Annotated in this window: 22 protein-coding genes; 11 read left to right on the forward strand and 11 right to left on the reverse strand. The window is 67.2% G+C overall.

All coding sequences use genetic code 11. The features are described 5' to 3' along the window. Window positions 1-20 precede the first annotated feature (20 nt). The 3 genes from aztD to ACFCV3_RS22320 all read left to right on the forward strand — a co-directional run bounded on the left by aztD (window position 21) and on the right by ACFCV3_RS22320 (window position 2,939). A complete protein-coding gene (gene aztD, locus ACFCV3_RS22310; RefSeq protein WP_376032668.1) occupies window positions 21-1,196 on the forward strand; it encodes a zinc metallochaperone AztD in 1,176 nt (391 codons plus the stop codon). Between the two features lie 43 nt (window positions 1,197-1,239). Beyond that, entirely contained in the window at window positions 1,240-2,427 is a 1,188-nt protein-coding gene (locus ACFCV3_RS22315) for a GTP-binding protein (protein ID WP_376032670.1), read from the forward strand. A 128-nt stretch (window positions 2,428-2,555) separates the two neighbouring features. After that, window positions 2,556-2,939, forward strand: a complete 384-nt coding sequence (locus ACFCV3_RS22320) for an RNHCP domain-containing protein (protein ID WP_376032672.1) — start codon at window positions 2,556-2,558, stop codon at window positions 2,937-2,939. Between the two features lie 493 nt (window positions 2,940-3,432). Here ACFCV3_RS22320 and ACFCV3_RS22325 read toward each other — a convergent pair whose 3' ends face one another. Continuing rightward, a complete protein-coding gene (locus ACFCV3_RS22325) occupies window positions 3,433-4,164 on the reverse strand; it encodes a VOC family protein (RefSeq protein ID WP_376032673.1) in 732 nt (243 codons plus the stop codon). 75 nt (window positions 4,165-4,239) lie between these two features. Here ACFCV3_RS22325 and ACFCV3_RS22330 point away from each other — a divergent pair, with 75 nt between their 5' ends. The 4 genes from ACFCV3_RS22330 to ACFCV3_RS22345 are packed head-to-tail and all read left to right on the forward strand — an operon-like array spanning window position 4,240 to window position 8,025. Next, window positions 4,240-4,689, forward strand: coding sequence for a helix-turn-helix transcriptional regulator (locus tag ACFCV3_RS22330; protein ID WP_376032675.1), 450 nt, complete (start codon window positions 4,240-4,242; stop codon window positions 4,687-4,689). A gap of 5 nt (window positions 4,690-4,694) precedes the next feature. After that, window positions 4,695-5,105: a VOC family protein gene (locus ACFCV3_RS22335; protein WP_376032677.1), complete on the forward strand. Its 411-nt coding sequence runs from the start codon at window positions 4,695-4,697 to the stop codon at window positions 5,103-5,105. Between the two features lie 45 nt (window positions 5,106-5,150). Continuing rightward, on the forward strand, window positions 5,151-7,511 hold the full coding sequence (locus ACFCV3_RS22340; RefSeq protein WP_376032679.1) for an ATP-binding cassette domain-containing protein: 2,361 nt from the start codon (window positions 5,151-5,153) through the stop codon (window positions 7,509-7,511). After that, a complete protein-coding gene (locus tag ACFCV3_RS22345; protein WP_376032681.1) occupies window positions 7,498-8,025 on the forward strand; it encodes a pyridoxamine 5'-phosphate oxidase family protein in 528 nt (175 codons plus the stop codon). The genes ACFCV3_RS22340 and ACFCV3_RS22345 overlap by 14 nt, the downstream gene beginning before the upstream one ends. Here the strand turns inward: ACFCV3_RS22345 and ACFCV3_RS22350 are convergent. Together ACFCV3_RS22350 and ACFCV3_RS22355 are read right to left on the reverse strand one after the other, a co-directional pair. Beyond that, window positions 7,986-8,528 carry a maleylpyruvate isomerase family mycothiol-dependent enzyme gene (locus tag ACFCV3_RS22350; RefSeq protein WP_376032683.1) on the reverse strand — a complete coding sequence of 181 codons (543 nt, stop codon included), beginning with the start codon at window positions 8,526-8,528 and terminating at the stop codon, window positions 7,986-7,988. The two genes, ACFCV3_RS22345 and ACFCV3_RS22350, sit on opposite strands and share 40 nt — an antisense overlap. Further along, entirely contained in the window at window positions 8,519-9,325 is an 807-nt protein-coding gene (locus tag ACFCV3_RS22355; RefSeq protein ID WP_376032685.1) for an alpha/beta fold hydrolase, read from the reverse strand. Before ACFCV3_RS22355 ends, ACFCV3_RS22350 begins: the two co-directional genes overlap by 10 nt. Window positions 9,326-9,393: 68 nt before the next feature. Here ACFCV3_RS22355 and ACFCV3_RS22360 point away from each other — a divergent pair, with 68 nt between their 5' ends. Together ACFCV3_RS22360 and ACFCV3_RS22365 are read left to right on the forward strand one after the other, a co-directional pair. Continuing rightward, complete coding sequence (locus ACFCV3_RS22360; protein WP_376032687.1) at window positions 9,394-9,678, forward strand: ArsR/SmtB family transcription factor; 285 nt, start codon at window positions 9,394-9,396, stop codon at window positions 9,676-9,678. Beyond that, window positions 9,675-10,070 carry a VOC family protein gene (locus ACFCV3_RS22365; RefSeq protein WP_376032689.1) on the forward strand — a complete coding sequence of 132 codons (396 nt, stop codon included), beginning with the start codon at window positions 9,675-9,677 and terminating at the stop codon, window positions 10,068-10,070. Before ACFCV3_RS22360 ends, ACFCV3_RS22365 begins: the two co-directional genes overlap by 4 nt. Here ACFCV3_RS22365 and ACFCV3_RS22370 read toward each other — a convergent pair. Both ACFCV3_RS22370 and ACFCV3_RS22375 read right to left on the reverse strand, forming a co-directional pair. After that, on the reverse strand, window positions 10,059-10,739 hold the full coding sequence (locus ACFCV3_RS22370; RefSeq protein WP_376032690.1) for a VOC family protein: 681 nt from the start codon (window positions 10,737-10,739) through the stop codon (window positions 10,059-10,061). The two genes, ACFCV3_RS22365 and ACFCV3_RS22370, sit on opposite strands and share 12 nt — an antisense overlap. A gap of 102 nt (window positions 10,740-10,841) precedes the next feature. Continuing rightward, on the reverse strand, window positions 10,842-11,243 hold the full coding sequence (locus ACFCV3_RS22375; RefSeq protein ID WP_376032692.1) for a cupin domain-containing protein: 402 nt from the start codon (window positions 11,241-11,243) through the stop codon (window positions 10,842-10,844). A 97-nt stretch (window positions 11,244-11,340) separates the two neighbouring features. On the opposite strand from ACFCV3_RS22375, the gene ACFCV3_RS22380 reads away from it, so the two are divergent. Continuing rightward, entirely contained in the window at window positions 11,341-11,964 is a 624-nt protein-coding gene (locus ACFCV3_RS22380) for an HAD family hydrolase (protein WP_376032694.1), read from the forward strand. On the opposite strand, the gene ACFCV3_RS22385 is transcribed toward ACFCV3_RS22380, so the two are convergent. From ACFCV3_RS22385 to pqqA, 6 genes are all read right to left on the reverse strand, one after another. Continuing rightward, a complete protein-coding gene (locus tag ACFCV3_RS22385) occupies window positions 11,961-12,650 on the reverse strand; it encodes a VOC family protein (RefSeq protein ID WP_376032696.1) in 690 nt (229 codons plus the stop codon). The genes ACFCV3_RS22380 and ACFCV3_RS22385 overlap by 4 nt on opposite strands. A 30-nt stretch (window positions 12,651-12,680) precedes the next feature. Continuing rightward, a complete protein-coding gene (gene pqqB, locus ACFCV3_RS22390) occupies window positions 12,681-13,490 on the reverse strand; it encodes a pyrroloquinoline quinone biosynthesis protein PqqB (protein ID WP_376032697.1) in 810 nt (269 codons plus the stop codon). Continuing rightward, window positions 13,487-14,572 (reverse strand): pyrroloquinoline quinone biosynthesis protein PqqE, encoded by a 1,086-nt coding sequence (gene pqqE, locus ACFCV3_RS22395; protein ID WP_376032699.1) that lies wholly within the window; start codon window positions 14,570-14,572, stop codon window positions 13,487-13,489. The genes pqqB and pqqE overlap by 4 nt, the downstream gene beginning before the upstream one ends. Further along, window positions 14,569-14,883: a pyrroloquinoline quinone biosynthesis peptide chaperone PqqD gene (pqqD, locus tag ACFCV3_RS22400; protein WP_376032701.1), complete on the reverse strand. Its 315-nt coding sequence runs from the start codon at window positions 14,881-14,883 to the stop codon at window positions 14,569-14,571. Before pqqD ends, pqqE begins: the two co-directional genes overlap by 4 nt. Continuing rightward, the gene (pqqC, locus tag ACFCV3_RS22405; RefSeq protein ID WP_376032703.1) at window positions 14,880-15,560 is read right to left on the reverse strand and encodes a pyrroloquinoline-quinone synthase PqqC; all 681 of its coding nucleotides are present in this window, start codon (window positions 15,558-15,560) and stop codon (window positions 14,880-14,882) included. Before pqqC ends, pqqD begins: the two co-directional genes overlap by 4 nt. Window positions 15,561-15,778: 218 nt before the next feature. Further along, a complete protein-coding gene (gene pqqA, locus ACFCV3_RS22410; protein ID WP_376032705.1) occupies window positions 15,779-15,877 on the reverse strand; it encodes a pyrroloquinoline quinone precursor peptide PqqA in 99 nt (32 codons plus the stop codon). Window positions 15,878-16,075: 198 nt separating this feature from the next. Here pqqA and ACFCV3_RS22415 point away from each other — a divergent pair, with 198 nt between their 5' ends. Next, window positions 16,076-16,717 carry a hypothetical protein gene (locus ACFCV3_RS22415; protein ID WP_376032707.1) on the forward strand — a complete coding sequence of 214 codons (642 nt, stop codon included), beginning with the start codon at window positions 16,076-16,078 and terminating at the stop codon, window positions 16,715-16,717. Window positions 16,718-16,721: the final 4 nt, after the last annotated feature.

Below are 16,721 nucleotides of genomic sequence, written 5' to 3' on the forward strand. Positions count from 1 at the left end.
GAACGACAAGGAAAGGCCCTATGAAGAAGAACGCACTCCGGCCCCGCGCGCTGACCGGAATCGCCGCCGTACTGACCGCGGCCATCGCGCTCACCGCCTGCGGCTCGGAGACGAAATCAGCCGGTACGCCGAGCAACGCGGCGAACACCGTCAAGGATCCGATCGTGACGACGTACGACGGTGGTCTCTATGTCCTGGACGGTGAGTCGCTGAAGGTTGCCAAGGACATCCCGCTGGACGGGTTCATCCGGATCAACCCGGCCGGCAACGACCGCCACATGCTGGTCTCCACCGGGACCGGCTTCCGGGTGCTGGACGCGCTGAGCCCCGAGCTGACGTCGATCGAGTACAAGGGATCCAAGCCGGGGCACGTGGTCCGGCATGCCGGCCGCACGGTGCTCTTCGCCGACGGCACCGGCGAGGTCACGATCCTGGACTCGAAGACGGTCGGCGAGGCCAAGGCCGCCACCCGGACCTACAAGTCCGCCGCGCCGCATCACGGTGTCGCGATCGAGCTGGAGAACGGCGAGCTCGTCACGACACTGGGCACCGAGGAGAAGCGGGTCGGCATCCTCGTGCTCGACAAGGACCACAAGGAGATCGCCCGCAACGAGAGCTGCCCCGGCGTCCACGGTGAGACCACCGCGAAGGGCGAGGTCGTGGTGATCGGCTGCCAGGACGGCGTACTGATCTACAAGGGTGGCGCCATCACCAAGGTGAAGAGCCCCACCGCGTACGGACGGATCGGCAACCAGTCCGGATCCGACACTTCCCCGATCGTGCTGGGCGACTACAAGAAGGACGCCGACGCGGAGCTCGAGCGTCCGGAGCAGGTGTCGCTGATCAACACCGAGACCGGCACGCTGAAGCTGGTCGACCTCGGCACCAGCTACACCTTCCGCTCGCTGGGCCGTGGCCCGCAGGACCAGGCGCTTGTCCTGGGCACCGACGGTCAGATCCATGTGATCGACCCCGAGGCTGCCAAGGTCACCAAGACCATTCCGGTCATCAAGAAGTGGACGGAGCCGCTGGAATGGCAGGAGGCCCGTCCGGCCCTCTTCGTCCGTGGCGGGACCGCGTATGTCTCCGACCCGACGACGAAGAACCTGTACGCGATCGACATCGCGGCCGGGAAGGTCGTGACGACGGTTCCGTTGCCGAAGGCCCCCAACGAGCTCAGCGGCATTCGCCACTGACCGTGCAGTACCTCGTCAACCGACCCTAGTGGAAGCGATCCCGATGGTGCCCGAACCGAGTTTGCCGCCTGCGCCCGTACGTCGTCCTCGCGGCGAACCGGTTCCGGTCACCGTGCTGTCCGGTTTCCTGGGGGCGGGTAAGACCACCTTGCTGAACCACGTGCTCGCCAACCGGGAGAACCGGCGGGTCGCGGTGATCGTCAACGACATGAGCGAGGTGAACATCGACGCCGCCCTGATCGCCGGTCAGGGACGGCTCGACCGGACCGAGGAGCGGCTGGTCGAGCTGACCAACGGCTGCATCTGCTGCACGCTCCGCGAGGACCTGCTCGCGAGTGTGGCGGAGCTCGCCGCGGACGGCCGCTTCGACTCGATCCTGATCGAGTCCACCGGCATCTCGGAACCGATGCCGGTGGCCGCGACCTTCGAGTGGGAGTTCGAGGACGGCAGCAGTCTGTCCGACCGGGCCCGACTCGACACGATGGTGACCGTCGTCGACGCCAGCGGGTTCCTGCGCGAACTGGCGATTGGTGACCGGTTGATGGAGCGCGGCCTGGCGACGGCACCGGAGGACGAGCGCAGCATCTCGGACCTGCTGGTCGATCAGGTCGAGTTCGCCGACGTCCTCGTGATCAGCAAGGCAGATCTGGTGTCGGCCGACGAACTCGGCCGGCTCGAAGGGGTGCTCCGCAAGTTCAACCCCTCGGCCCGGCTGATCTACGGCCGGTACGGCGAGATCCCGATCGGCGAGGTGCTCGACACGCACCGGTACGACCCCGTGATGGCTGCTCAGTCGCCGGGCTGGATCGCCGAGCTGGAAGGTGGACACACTCCGGAGACCGAGGAGTACGGGATCCGGTCCGTCACCTATCGCTCCCCGCGGCCCTTCCACCCGGCCCGCCTGATGAACGCACTCGCGGACTGGGAAGGAGTCCTGCGCAGCAAGGGATTCTGCTGGATCGCCAGCCGGCCCGACGTACTGGCGGTCTGGTCGCAGGCCGGTCCCAATCTCACCATCGAGCCGGGGGAGAAGCTGCCAGCTCCGGACGAAGCACCCGGTCAGGAGCTCGTATTCATCGGGATCGACCTCGATCCGGAAGAACCCTTCCGGCGACTCGACCCCGCCCTGCTCACCGACGCGGAGCTCGCCCTCGGCCCGGCCGGCTGGATCGGCCTCGAAGACCCACTCCCGGACTGGGATCTCGACGACCACGCTGCCCACCGGCATTAATCGATTGACGAGCTCGAGGGGCCCTGGTCTGCTGGGGGCAGGTGCGCCGGACCAGCCGGTGCGGACCGGAAGGAGGAAGCCATGTCTGTTCTGTCCAGTAGCTTCGCTCTGAAAGGTTCTTCGGTTTGGTGTTCGCACGTTCGTTCAGCTGTGAGCATTGCGGCGTAGAAGTCTCGCTCGACGCTCCCGGTACCACCCATCGCAACCACTGCCCCAGCTGCCTGTGGTCGCGCCACCTCGACCGCAACGTTCCAGGTGACCGCAAAGCCGACTGCACCGGCGGCATGGAACCGATCGCAGTCACAGTCCGCGGCGAAGGCCGCTGGGTCCTCATCCACCGCTGCACCAACTGCGGCCGCCTCCGCCTGAACAAAACAGCAGGCGACGACAACGTCCTCCTCCTGATGCGCCTGGCAGCCCTACCTCTCAGCATGCCCTTCATCCCCTTCGCACCCGAACCCACCCCAGCCACCCCACCCCGCAAACCAAGAGCACGCAAAGCAACTGCCTAGCACCTCGCGCTGACTACCCGCCCCCTGCCGCGCGAGTGGGTGCAGTCTGCGAATTGATCGAGTGTGCGGACCGTGCTGCCGGAAATCGTTGTCCAGCAACACACTCCGCACACTCGACCCCCCAGCCGCACGGTGGCGCCACTCGCGGCTCGGCAGCGTCGGCCGCGGTCCAGCTGCCCACACCGGTTCGGGGAGCCCCCGGTCCCGCAGCATTCAGGGAGGATCCACCCCCGGAATACGACTGGGATCCACCCCAAACCGGTTTGGGGTGGGCCGACCTTCCCTAGACCACGTCTGGGGGGCATCCGCCCACCGTGCTTCCAGAAGGGCTGGGGAGTCCCGCCACCTGATTCGGTGGGGTCGCGCTCCCCGTCGCTGCCGTGCGAGGCGGTAGCGCAACAGGGTGACAATGCTGCGATGAGCATACCGCCTGAGCCGTGGATCTCGTAGTACAGCTGCAGCCCGTTGACCGCGACGTACCCGGTTTGCTTACTCATGGCACCCCCACCAGGAGACAGAAAGGATGGCCGGCCGGATCGGCCAGCACGTACAAGGGCTCGGACTCTACCTGCGTGCGGGTCAACAGCACTTGCGCTCCGAGCTGCTCGGCATGCAACCGGTGCAGCTCCAGTGCCTCGGGCGTCGGTACGGCGAAGTCGAGGTGCATCTGCATCGGGATCTCGGTCGACGGCCAGGTGGACCGGGGGAGGACGTCTGTGCGCTGGACGGCGAGTTGGCGCCGGCCGTCCGCGTCGACGAGCACGAGCCAGTCGGCGTCGTCCGGCGTACCGTCCGTGGGCGGTTCGTCGCCCGGCCGGTACTGCAGACCCAGGAGCTGCCGGTAGAACTCCGCGAGTGCTCGCGCGTCCTCGGCGTCCAGAGCCGTGTGCATGCGCTGCGGGCGGGACACCTCGTCGATGTCGAAGCGGACGATCACGAGCTCGTCGTCCGGTTCGAGCGCCGGGTAGTAGTCGCGCAACCCGCCCAGTACGGCGTCCGCGCCGGGGAAGCCGTCTTCGCGGGCCTCGCCGTCACTCACCGTCGCGACCGTCTTCGCGACGACAGACCTGATCAGCCCGGGCAGGCGCACTTCGGGCTTCGACTCGAACACCAGCACCGCCGGACCGACCTCGACCGGGTCCTGGAAGCGCATCGTGATCCGCTTGTCACCGTTCAGAACAGCCCGGAGATGTGACGCCCGGAATCGCAGTTCCTGGATAGCCATACCGCCCACCCTGCCAGACCGGCCCGCTGGCGAGGTGGTTCCCTCGCAGCCGTCGGCCGTGACAGGATCTCGGCTATGGCGGGGAAAAGTGCTGAGGAGCAGCGGCTGGAGGACCTGGTTCGGCTGCGGCGGGTGCGGGACCGGATCGACCGGGAGTACGCGCAGCCGCTGGACGTCGACGCGCTCGCGCGGGGAGCGGGCATGTCCTCGGGGCACCTGAGCCGCGAGTTCAAGCGTGCGTACGGCGAGTCGCCGTACAGCTACTTGATGACGCGGCGGGTGGAGCGGGCGATGGCGTTGCTGCGGCACGGGGAGATGAGCGTGACCGACGTGTGTTTCGCGGTCGGGGGTTCGTCGCTGGGGACGTTCAGTACGCGGTTCAGCGAGCTGGTCGGGATGTCGCCGAGCGCGTACAAGCGGGAGGTCAGCGCGGCCGCGGCGGGGCTGCCGTCGTGTGTTGCCAAACGCGTGACCAGACCGATCAGGAATCAAGAAGCAGACCAAGCTGCACCGCACCTACTGTGATCGTCATGGACATCAAAATTCAGCACAGCTTCCTTCCGCACGTCGACCCCGAGGCCTCGGTGGCCTTCTTCCGGGACCTGCTCGGGTTCGAGGTCCGCACCGATGTCGGCGGCGGCACGATGCGGTGGATCACCGTCGCGCCGCCCGGGCAGCCGGACACTTCCGTCGTCCTGCACCCGCCGTTCGCGGACCCCGGGATCACCGACGACGAGCGCAAGACCATCACCGAGATGATGGCCAAGGGCACCTTCGCCACCCTGGTCCTGTCCAGCAAGGACCTCGACGCGACCTTCGAGCAGATGGTTGCCGGAGGCGCCGAAGTCGTCCAGGAGCCGACCGACCAGCCGTACGGTGTGCGCGACTGCGCGTTCCGTGACCCGGCGGGCAACCACATCCGCATCAATCAGCAGGCCTGAGACCACGCCCCCCGCCTGAGACGGCACTGACCTGGAGAACCGCGAATGACCGAGCATGTTGCCGACAGCCACGATCTGATCCGGGTCGTCGGTGCCCGCGAGAACAACCTGAAGGACATCAGTGTCGAGATCCCGAAGCGCCGGCTGACGGCGTTCACCGGGGTCTCGGGCTCAGGGAAGAGCTCGCTGGTCTTCAGCACGATCGCCGCGGAGTCGCAGCGCCTCATCAACGAGACGTACAGCGCGTTCCTGCAGGGGTTCATGGCCAACCAGTCCCGTCCGGACGTCGACGTACTGGACGGGCTGACCACCGCGATCATCGTCGACCAGGAGCGGATGGGGTCGAACCCCCGCTCGACGGTCGGTACGGCGACCGACGCGAACGCGATGTTGCGGATTCTGTTCAGCCGGCTCGCGAAACCGCATGCGGGCCCGCCGACGGCGTACTCGTTCAACGTGCCGCGGCGGGTCGCGACCGGCGCGATGGTGTCCGAGAAGGGCGCCGGGCAGAAGCAGGTCGTCCGCGAGGCCGTGTACGCCGGCGGTATGTGCGCGCGCTGTGAGGGGATGGGGTCGGTCACCGACTTCGACCTGACCGCTCTGTACGACGACAGCAAGTCGCTGAACGAGGGTGCGCTGACCATCCCGGGGTACAGCATGGAGGGCTGGTACGGGCGGATCTTCCGGGGTGCCGGCTACTTCAACCCGGACAAGCCGATCAAGAAGTACACGAAGAAGGAACTGCACGACCTGCTCCACCGGGAGCCGACCAAGATCAAGGTCGAGGGGATCAACCTCACCTACAGCGGGATCATCCCGCAGATCCAGAAGTCGTTCCTGAGCAAGGACGTCGAGGCCATGCAGCCGCACATCCGGGCGTTCGTGGAGCGGGCGGTGACGTTCACGACCTGCCCGGACTGCGGTGGCACGCGGCTCAGCCAGGACGCGCTGGCCTCGAAGATCAACGGCAAGAACATCGCCGATCTGTGCTCGATGCAGATCAGCGACCTGGCCGACTGGATCCGCAAGCTGAAGGCGCCGTCGTACGCGCCGCTGCTGAACGCGCTGGGCGACACGCTCGACTCGTTCGTGTCGATCGGTCTCGGTTACCTGTCGCTGGATCGTCCGGCCGGCACGCTGTCCGGTGGTGAGGCCCAGCGGACCAAGATGATCCGGCACCTCGGGTCGTCGCTGACCGATGTCACCTACGTCTTCGACGAGCCGTCGATCGGCCTGCACCCGCACGACATCCAGCGGATGAACGAACTGCTCCTGCAGTTGCGCGACAAGGGCAACACCGTCCTGGTCGTCGAGCACAAGCCGGAGATGATCGCGATCGCCGACCACGTGATCGACCTCGGCCCGTTGGCCGGGAGCGAGGGCGGCGAGGTCGTGTTCGAGGGCACGGTCGACAAGCTGCGGGCCAGCGACACGCTGACCGGGCGACACCTCGACGACCGCGCTGCGGTGAAGACCGAGGTGCGGACGGCGAACGGCGTACTGGAGGTTCGCGGCGCGGACACGAACAACTTGCGGAACGTCGATGTCGACGTACCGCTCGGGGTGCTCGCGGTGGTGACCGGGGTCGCCGGGTCGGGGAAGAGCTCGCTGATCCATGGGTCGATCGCCGGTCGCGACGGTGTCGTCACCGTCGACCAGAGCGCGATCAAGGGATCGCGGCGGAGTAACCCGGCGACGTACACGGGGATGCTCGAGCCGATCCGGAAGGCGTTCGCGAAGGAGAACGGCGTCAAGCCGGCGCTGTTCAGCGCGAACTCCGAGGGTGCCTGCCCGGCGTGTAACGGGGCCGGCGTGATCTACACCGAGCTCGGGGTGATGGCGACGGTGGAGTCGACGTGCGAGGAGTGCGAGGGCAAGCGGTTCCAGGCCTCGGTGCTCGAGTACCAGCTCGGCGGGCGGAACATCTCCGAGGTGCTGGAGATGGCGGTGAGCGAGGCGGTCGAGTTCTTCGCGGACGGTCCGGCGAAGGTGCCGGCGGCGCACAAGGTTCTGGACCGGCTGGCTGATGTCGGGCTCGGCTATCTGAAGGTCGGGCAGCCGCTGACCACGCTGTCCGGTGGCGAGCGGCAGCGGCTGAAGCTGGCGACCCAGATGGCCGACAAGGGCGACGTCTACATCCTCGACGAGCCGACGACCGGCCTGCACCTGGCCGACGTCGACAACCTGCTCGGCCTGCTCGACCGCCTGGTCGACTCCGGCAAGTCGGTGATCGTGATCGAGCACCACCAGGCCGTGATGGCGCACGCCGACTGGATCATCGACCTCGGGCCCGGCGCTGGACACGATGGCGGCAAGGTCGTGTTCGAGGGAACGCCGGCCGCGCTGGTGAAGTCGGCGAAGACGCTGACCGGTCAGCATCTGAAGGAGTACGTTGCCGCTCACTAACCCTTGGCTGGAAGGGCCGACTCCATCCCAGGTGCTCGAGCGGGAGCAGTTGGAGGAGCGCATCCTCAACTTGCTGTCGACGCAGAACATTGCGGTGATCGCGACGGTGAACCGCGACGGGTCACCGTCGGCCACGCCGGTGCGCTACTACAGCCTCGGGTTCGAGATCTTCTACAGCTCGTGGGACGCCTCGGTGAAGTCGCGGAACCTGCGCCGCGATCCACGGGTGTCGGCCGGCATCGTCGTACCGTACGTCGGTCTCGCGTCGAGCCGCGGCGCGCAGCTGTTCGGGACTGCGCGGACGCTGGCGCCGGGTGACGCGGCGGAGTACTGGGAGGCGTTTCGGTGGCAGTCCGACTATGCCGAACGGGGGCGGCCGGTGAGTGAGCCGCCGACGGATCCGCTCACGGTGATCACGCCTTCGCGGATCCTCTACACCGATCACTGGCTCCGGCGTACCGGGCACGCGCCCCGTCAGACCTGGCGGCCGAACGCATCCAGCAACCTGAGCTGAGCCGAGGTATCGGACGCGACGTTCCCGCTCGAGCCGTCGCCATACGATCCGAAGGCGAGCATGTCGGGTAGGTGCGGCTCGACGAGTGCCCAGAGTCCTTCGGTCACCGCGGCGTCCAGGGTCTCGTCCAGGCCTGCTGCGCGGAGCAGATCCCAGGCGTGAACGACGACATCGACCAGCCGGTACCTGAGGAACTCCTCGGCCGAGATGTCTCCGCCGGGGTGGTGCACGACCTGGTCGTCGGCCGCTCTGCGAAACGCCTCGATCTGCTGCGCTGCCGACTCTGGTAGGTCGAACTCCTGAGCGAGGGCCGCCTCGCAGGCCTCTGCTGCGCTGACCCCTGCGAGTGCGGCGGCCGCGAACCGGTTGCCCACGACAACATGCTCAACCAGCTCGCGGACATCGACCTCACAGGGCGTCGGCAGCTCCCAAGCGCCCTCCGGCAACTCGCGCACCACCCGCTCGAACTCACCCGAGGCGGTCACCAGCAATTTCACGTCCATGTGGACACCGTAACGACAGGCGCGCGAGACGGTGTACGTATACGACTACCTCCTGTCCTTCCTGCGAAGGCCTCCAGTGCGGCGAGGAACTCCTCGAAGTGGGAGTACCAGATGCTGTGGTCGGCGCCGGGGATCGCACGGACCTGGAAGCCGAGAGCCCGGAGTTCGGCGGCCCGGGCGGCGGGGACGTAGCGGCTGGGGTCGGCGTGGATGACAAGGGACGGGACCTCTGGCATGTGCAGCGTCCGGTTGTCCGCGAGTTCCAGGGCGACCGCGGTAGGAACGTCGAACTGGTCGGCCGCGACCGCCTCGACCTCTCGATCCGTCTCGGACCACGCCGGTTTCGTCCGGCGCAATGCCGCGACCGTCCGGCCGGCTCGCGCCGCGGTGAACTTGGCCGTCAACTCGTCGGCAGTTCGGATACGACCTTGGCTCGCCGTTTGCTCCGCGGCTGCTCGGATCGGATCGGCGGTCCAGGTCAGCGGGATGTCGACGTAGACCGCTTGGGACGGCCGGAGCTGGGAGGCCGCCAGCACGGCGCCGCCGAGTGAGTGGCCGAGGGCGAGGTCCGGGTTCGGGGGCACTACCTCCATGACGGCGGCGGCCCAGGCGGCGAGGTCGCCGTGGGCGGCGGGGGAGTTGCCGTGGCCCGGGAGGTCGACGGCGATGGCTCGGTAGCCGCGGTCGGCCAGGGCTGGACCGAGGCGCCAGAACTGCTGGGCCGAGCCCATCATCCCGTGCAGCAGTACGGCGACGTGATCGCCTTCGCCCCAGGTCGTCGTACGGAGGGTGTCCACCTGTGTCCTGACGCCTGGTTGCGCCGAAGAGTTGATAGGCAAGCAGCTACTTGCCTATAGTGAATGCTGTGACCACGGTGTTCCGGGCGTTGGACGACGAGACGCGGCGGGTGATCCTCGACGAACTGGCGGCGCGGGACGGCCAGACGTTGTTCGAGATCTGCTCGACGCTCTCGACGCGGCACGGGCTGTCGTCGACGCGGCAGGCGATCTCCCAGCATCTCGGGGTGCTGGAGGCGGCCGGGCTGGTCGTGACGGAGAAGCGTGGGCGCTCGAAGTTCCACTATTTCAATCCCGCGCCACTCGCGGAGATCGCGCGGCGGTGGCCGGTCGGAGAGAGGTCCCAAGAATGAGAATCAACCTGGTGAGTGTGTTCGTGGACGATCAGCGGGCGGCGCTCGCGTTCTACACCGACATCCTCGGTTTCACGAAGAAGCACGACATCCCCTTGGGCGACGCGGCGTGGTTGACGGTCGTGTCACCTGAGGCACCGGACGGGGCTGAGCTGCTGCTGGAGCCGGTCGGTCACCCCGCGGTGAAGCCGTACCGCGACGCGCTGGTCGAGGACGGGATCCCGCTGGTGCAGTTCGCGGTGGACGACGTCGAGGCCGAACATGCCCGGCTGACTGCGCTTGGCGTCGTCTTCACCCAGCCGCCGACCGATGTCGGCACCGTGATGATGGCCGTCCTCGACGACACCTGCGGGAACCTCGTGCAGATCGTCTCGCCGAAGTCAGCCGGCTAGTACGACGAACTCGTTGCCGTCGGGATCGGTCAGCGTGTCGCCCTCGCCCAGCGACGCGCCGAGGGCGATCAGCCGGTCCACCTCGGCCTGGCGGTCGCCGTCCGCCCGCAGTACGAGCTGAAGGCGGTTCACACCCACCTTCGGGCTGTCCGGCCAACCACCCCAGGCGATCTTGGTCCCGCCGTACGGCGCCTGGATCGCGGTCTCGTCGTCCTGATCCCAGACGAGCGGCCAGTCGAGCGCCTTGCTCCAGAAGTAGCCGACAACCGGGGACCCGTCCGACGACAGCGCGCCGATCACGGCGGTATCGGCGAGGAAGTTGTTGGTCGGCTCGATCACACAGAACTCGTTGTCTTCGGGATCAGCCAGTACGACGTGCTGCTCGTCAGGCAATTGCCCGATGTCGAGGTGCCGGCCACCGAGCTCGAGGGCGCGGTCGACCTTGGCCTGCTGGTCGTCGAGCGACGTACTCGTCACGTCGAAGTGCATCTGATTCGGCCCGAGCTTCGGCAGATCGCTCGGCACGAACCGCAGCCGGAACGCCCTCTCGTCAGCCGGAGCCAGGACAGCGTCGCCGACAACCTCGAACCCGAGAACGCCGGCCCAGAAACGCGCCAGCCCAGCGGGATCCTTCGCTGCGTAGGTCAGCTCCTGCAGACGAACACCCATCGGTCCCACATCCCCACAGTCGGCCGGCACTTCATCAGCACCCTAGACCGCGCCCCGCCCCGGAGCACGCGAATTACGCTCCAGGGCGGGGCGTTCGGCAACCTACTGAGACACGCGCAGATGCTTGCGCTCAGCCAGTTCCTCGGCGCTGACCGGTGTCAGGACCGGAGTCCCCGGCAGCGCGAACATCGTCACCACGATCTGCGACTGCCGATCCGCAAGGTTGTTGGACCCCTCGATGTGGATCGCGTCCCCGCCCGGTTCGAACAACGCGTCACCGGCCTTCAGTACCCGCGGCGCCTGCCCCTCCAGCTCGAAGAGGATCTCGCCCTCGGTCACGTACCCGAACAACGGCCCGGGATGCCGATGCGGCGGTGCCCCGGGATCACCCGGCCCCAACGTCACCCGCACGCTCCTCGCCTCCGCCCCCGCGGGAATCCAGTGCGTGACATCCGCCCGCGTCTCGATGATCTCAACCCCAGGCGGTAACTGCCGTGCGCTCATCCAGTCCTCCCAATCTTCGTAGTCACCAGCCAGGACAGCCCAGCGCCACGGGATGTGACAGTTCCTCAGCTGTGTGACGTGCGGCATCATCAGCACGGTGAGGGAGACAGCGAACGTTCGGCATGTGTTGCTTGATGCGGATGGCGTGCTGCAGGAGCTGCCTGGTGGGTGGTACGTGGCGATGGAGCCGTATCTGGGGGAGCGGGCTCGGGAGTTTCTGCATCGGACCTGGAAGGACGAGTTGCCGATGCTGGCGGGGCGGGGTGACTATCTGCCGTTGCTGGCGGCGACTTTGCGGGAGTTCGGGGTCGGCGTTCCGGTGGGTGAGGTGTACGACGCGGTGTGGAAGAACATCGTGGTCGTCGAGGAGTCGCTCGAGGTGGTACGGCGACTGCGGCGGAACGGGTACGGCGTCCACCTGGGGACGAACCAGGAGCAGTACCGCGGCGGGTACATGCGGACGAACCTCGGGTACGACGAACTGTTCGACGTGAGCTGCTATTCGCACGAGCTGGGTGTGGCTAAGCCTGATCCAGGGTTCTTCGTGGCGGCCGGTCAGCGGATCGGTGCTGACCTAGGGACTGTGCTGTTCATCGACGACACTGCGCTCAATGTTGATGGCGCGCGGGAGGCCGGGATGCTGGCTGAGCAGTGGGACCTGACGCAGGGGCATGAGGTGCTGGTCGAGCTCTTGGCCAAGCATGGAGTTTCTGCGCGTTAGTCGCGGCCCTGCCAGGTGGTCACGCAGACTTCGTTGCCTTCCAGGTCGGCGAGCACCCAGAAGGCGGGGGCACGCGTCGCGGACACAAGTCGGCCCCCAGCAGCCAGTGCAGCGTCGATGCGGCGTGATGCCTCGTCATGCGGAACGCAGATGTCGAAGTGAATGCGATTGCGCTGTGGGCGTGCCTGATCCATTTGCTGGAACCAGACGGCCGGGCTCTGCCCGACCGGGTCGACGAGCGGATCCGTGGGCCCGTCAGCGCCTGCCTCAGCGGCATAACCCAGCACTGCCTTCCAGAACGGCCGGATTGCGGCAATGTCCAGCGCATCGATCGCGATCTCGAGTATCTGGACGGAGTGCGGAGCCGCCGTACCGACTTCGGGTTCCGTCAGTAGTCCGGACCTGTCGGCCGTGGCGGTGATCCGGAGCGCGAGCTCGACGTCCCGGGTGGTCACTGCTGCGTGCTCCAACGACTGCAGAGTGAGGACGACCCGATCCGGACGCGCATCGATTCGAAGGTGCGCGTCGGCGTCGGCGCCGCACACCGCGACAGCATCCGCGGCCAGGGCAGTTGCCTGGGCCAACGATTCGACCGGGACCGACGTTCGAAGTGAGCCCAGCAAGAAACGCCATCCAGTGTCCTGGACTGCTTCCGAGGCTTCCGGCCGACTCAGAATCTGTTCCATGGCAGCATCCTTGCAGGCTCCACGGACGGTTTAGATCTCCCAGCGGGTTCCGTCGTTCGGGATCAGGTGTCCGTGCTTCTCCACTGCCGCGCGCTCGGGTGAGGTCGGGTCGATCACCGGGTTGGTGTTGTTCAGGTGCGTGAAGGCGAGCGGCAGGTCGAGCTGCTCGATGGTCGTGGCGATCGGTAGATGACCCATCACGGTTTGGCCCGGCATCTCGTCGGCGCTGTGGAAGGTTCCGTCGAGCAGGACGTACGTCGCTCCGGCGGCGAACTGCTCGAAGCCGTCGGGGAGGTGGGCCACGCACGGGGCGTAGACGAAGGAACCGCCGTGGTGCTCGAAGCGGTACGCGACGACCCACGGGCCGGGCGCGGGATCATCGGCGTACCGGGGTCGCTTGTCGCTGACGGCCAGCGTCTTGATGGTGATTCCGTCGAGCTCGTCCGGGACGGGGGACCAGGTCCAGGCGTGGTAGCGATCGGTGATGTCGCGGAAGCGGGAGAGCGCGTTCAGCACCGCTGGTGGACCGTGGATCTCGAGCGTCTCCGCCTCGCGGAGGAGGAGCAGGCCGAGGGTGTGGTCGAGCTCCGCGTCGGTCAGGAGAACGCCGCGGATCGGGGTGTCCCGGAGGCCGGGGCCCGCGTGTAGCTCGGGAGTCGCGAGGATCTGAGAACGCAGATCTGGAGACGCGTTCACGAGAAACCAGTTCTCGCCGTCGGCACTGATCGCGAGACCGTCCTGAGTCCGTGGCTCCAGATCGGGATTGCGGCAGGTCGGGCAGGCACAGTTCCACTGCGGGAAGCCGCCGCCGGCCGCGGTACCGAGCACGATCACCTTCATCGGCCCGGGCTCCGCATCACGAACCCGGTACGCCGGGGCTCGGCCAGGATCAGGTCGACGACACCGCGATCCGGCGACTTGTGGCAGACCGGGTCGGTGGCCGCGGCGTCACCGGTGAGCAGGAAGGCCTGACAGCGGCAGCCGCCGAAGTCGAGTTCACGCCGGTCGCAGGTGCGGCAGGTGTCGCTCATCCAGTCGTCGCCGCGGTAGGCGTTGAACGAGCTGGACTCGTACCAGATCTCGGCCAGAGAGCGCTCTCTGACGTTCTCGAGCTGCAGCGTTCTGATCGCGCCGGCCGCGGGACACGGGAGCACGGTCCCGTCCGGAGCGACAGTGATCTGGCGAGCGCCCCAGCCGTAGGTACAGGGCTTCGGGTACTTCTCCGGGTAGTCGGCGATCACGTAGACGATCTGCATCTTTCCCTTGAGCCGAAGCAACGCGTCCTGGACGATCGGCTCGGCCGCGGCGAGCTGCTCCGCGGTCGGCATCAGCTGAGAGCGGTTCTGCAGGGCCCAGCCGTAGTACTGCGTGTTCGCGAGCTCGAGCCGGTCCGCGCCGAGCTCTTCGGCGAACGCGATGATCGCGGCCAGCTGATCGTGGTTCTCCCGATGCAGCACGACGTTCACGCTCAGCGGCAGGCCGGTACGGCGGACCAGGTCGGCCGCGATGATCTTGGAGTGATGTGCTCGGGTGCCGGCGATCCGGTCGGCGGTTGCCGCATCGGCTCCCTGGACGGAGAGCTGCACGTGGTTGAGTCCGGCATCGACCAGGCTCTGCAGCCGAGCTTCGGTGAGACCGAGGCCGCTCGTGACGAGGTTGACGTAGGCGCCGAGGCCGGCGGTGTGCTCGATCAGTTCGGCGAGATCCCGCCGCCCGAGCGGTTCACCGCCCGAGAAATGGATCTGGAGAACGCCGATCTCGTGCGCCTGGGTGAGGATGTCTCGCCAGGCGGCGGTGTCGAGTTCGCTCTCGCGGCCGAGGAGTTCGAGCGGGTTGGAACAGTAGGGGCAGTGCAGCGGGCAGCGGTGGGTGAGCTCGGCTGTCAGGCTCAGCGGCGGGGCCGCGTTCTTGGGGTTCGTCACGTCCACTCCACCACCTGTTTGCCGGCGAGCCGATCCAGCAGGTCACGGATCTGCTCGGGCTGCACGGCGGCGTACCGGACGTTCAGGAGCTGCGTGATCTCGGTCAGAGAGCGCTCTCCGTCGCACAGCGCGAGAACGGCGCTCGCGGTCGCGTTCGGGATCAGGACGCCCTCGGGATGCAGGATCACCGGAGTGTTCCGGACCGCATCGTGGCTCAGCCGCACCCCGCGACGAATCCGCGGCCGCAGCTCGCCAGCCGACGCAGCAGCGCCCGTACTCGCGGGAGCTGTACCGTTGGGGTCCGCGGTCATTGTTTGCTCGCTGCGTGGTCGATTGCGTCGAGCAACGACCAGAGCACGTCGCACTTGAAGGAGAGGGCTGCGATCGCGGCGTCCTGCTCGGCTCTGGTGCGGCAGTGTTCGACGACCAGGTCGAGGGTGGCTTGGCCTTCGCCGGCGACGGCGTCGATCCGGTTGGTGAAGTAGGCGAGGTCGTCGGGGCGGATCCAGTCGTACTGCGCGAGCATGTCGGCGACGCGTGCCTTCATCAGGTGGCCGGAGAACATCTCGGTCAGCCCGGAGGCGACTGCCTCGATCCACGGTTTGGTGCGCGCGAACCCGACGTACGCGTCGACGGCGAAGCGGGCACCGGGGGCGACGTGGCGTTCGTCGAGGACCTCTTCGCGGCTCAGGCCGACTGCTTCGCAGAGGCGGAGCCAGCGTTCCATTCCACCGGTACCGGGCTCGGTGCCGTCGTGGTAGATGATCCGGGGCAGCCATTGGCGGCGGACCTGGGGGAGTGGGCAGTTGCTGATGATCGCGGCGTCCTTGCGCGGGATCGCGCTCTGGTAGTACCAGCGGTTCGCGGCCCAGACCTGCAGCTCCGGCTGCGAGAGCTCACCGGCGTGCATGCGGTGGTGGAACGGATGTGTCCCCCAGTAGCGGTGGGAAAGACCGCGGAGTGCACCGGTGAATTCGTCCACGCTCATCGGCTGCATTGAACCTCCCGAGTCATCGAAGCGATTCATGGAACAGTTTCCAGACGTCGCCCACAGGATGGAACTCAGGGGAATTGCGTACTCAGCAGAACTTGCACCTGCCCGGCCCGCGACCGTTGCCGCAGGCCCGGGCAGGGCAAGGCCGCTAGTCACCGGACGGGGGCGGAAGTCCGATGATTACCTTGCTGTACAGGGGATACGGGTGGTGATCAGTTCACTCGGCCGGCGTATCCGGTGACCTCGGTGGGTGTTTCGAACTCGTCGAAATCCGGGGCGATCCAGTCTTCCCGGGCAGTGTTTTCCACCATGGTTTTCTCCTTGCGATCGTGGCGGGGGGCGCCGTCATCGATTCCCGGTCCCATTGGGCCGGGAATACGCACAGTAGAGTCCCGGAGAAGGTTTTCCCAGAGGCGTCCCGCGATGCGAGCATTTCCGGTCTCGCCCACTGGGTGCGCGTAACGATAAACAGATGGTCGACGCGCCACCCCTCGGCTAACCTCCGGCAGGTGACTCCGGAGGAAGCCCGCGACCTGCTGACCGCCTACGCCCGCGGCCGCGACGAGTGGCTGACGAGCACCGTCCAGACGCTCGAGGCCCAGTCAGTCTGGCTGGTCGGTTCCCTCGCCGCCGGAGCCGGTGACGACTGGAGCGACCTCGACCTGATCGTGGTCGAAGGAGCACCCGCTCTCGACGGACGCCTCCTGACCATCGACATACCCAGCAACGGCCCAGCCGGCGGCGGCTACCTCGGCGCGATGTACGACGTCGCCGGCCTGCCACTGTGGGTCGACTGGTACCTGTGGCCCGCGCACGCCGCCGTACCACGAGAAGCACGCCCTCTCGCGGGAACCGGCGTCCAGGGATCGCGAGACCTGTCCGACACCCTCGACCACCTCGGCCGAGGCGAACCAGGACTACCACCGGACCCGGCAGCATTCGCACTCGCCATGCTTCCGCTGGCCGCCAAACACCTTGCCCGAGGCAACCTCGCAGCCGCCGCCGGCATGACCAAGATGCTCGGCGGCGCGGTCGACGGCAACATCGGCGACGCCCTGTACGACGTACTGTCACAAGTCGGCGGGAGTCACCCAGCCGCAGCCCTCGTGCACCGCCAGCTTGCGGTCGCCAGCGCGTACATCGGTCAGTGAAGAC

It is taken from the genome of Kribbella sp. NPDC056345, from assembly GCF_042262745.1.
In the GTDB taxonomy this organism is placed as follows: Bacteria; Actinomycetota; Actinomycetes; order Propionibacteriales; family Kribbellaceae; genus Kribbella.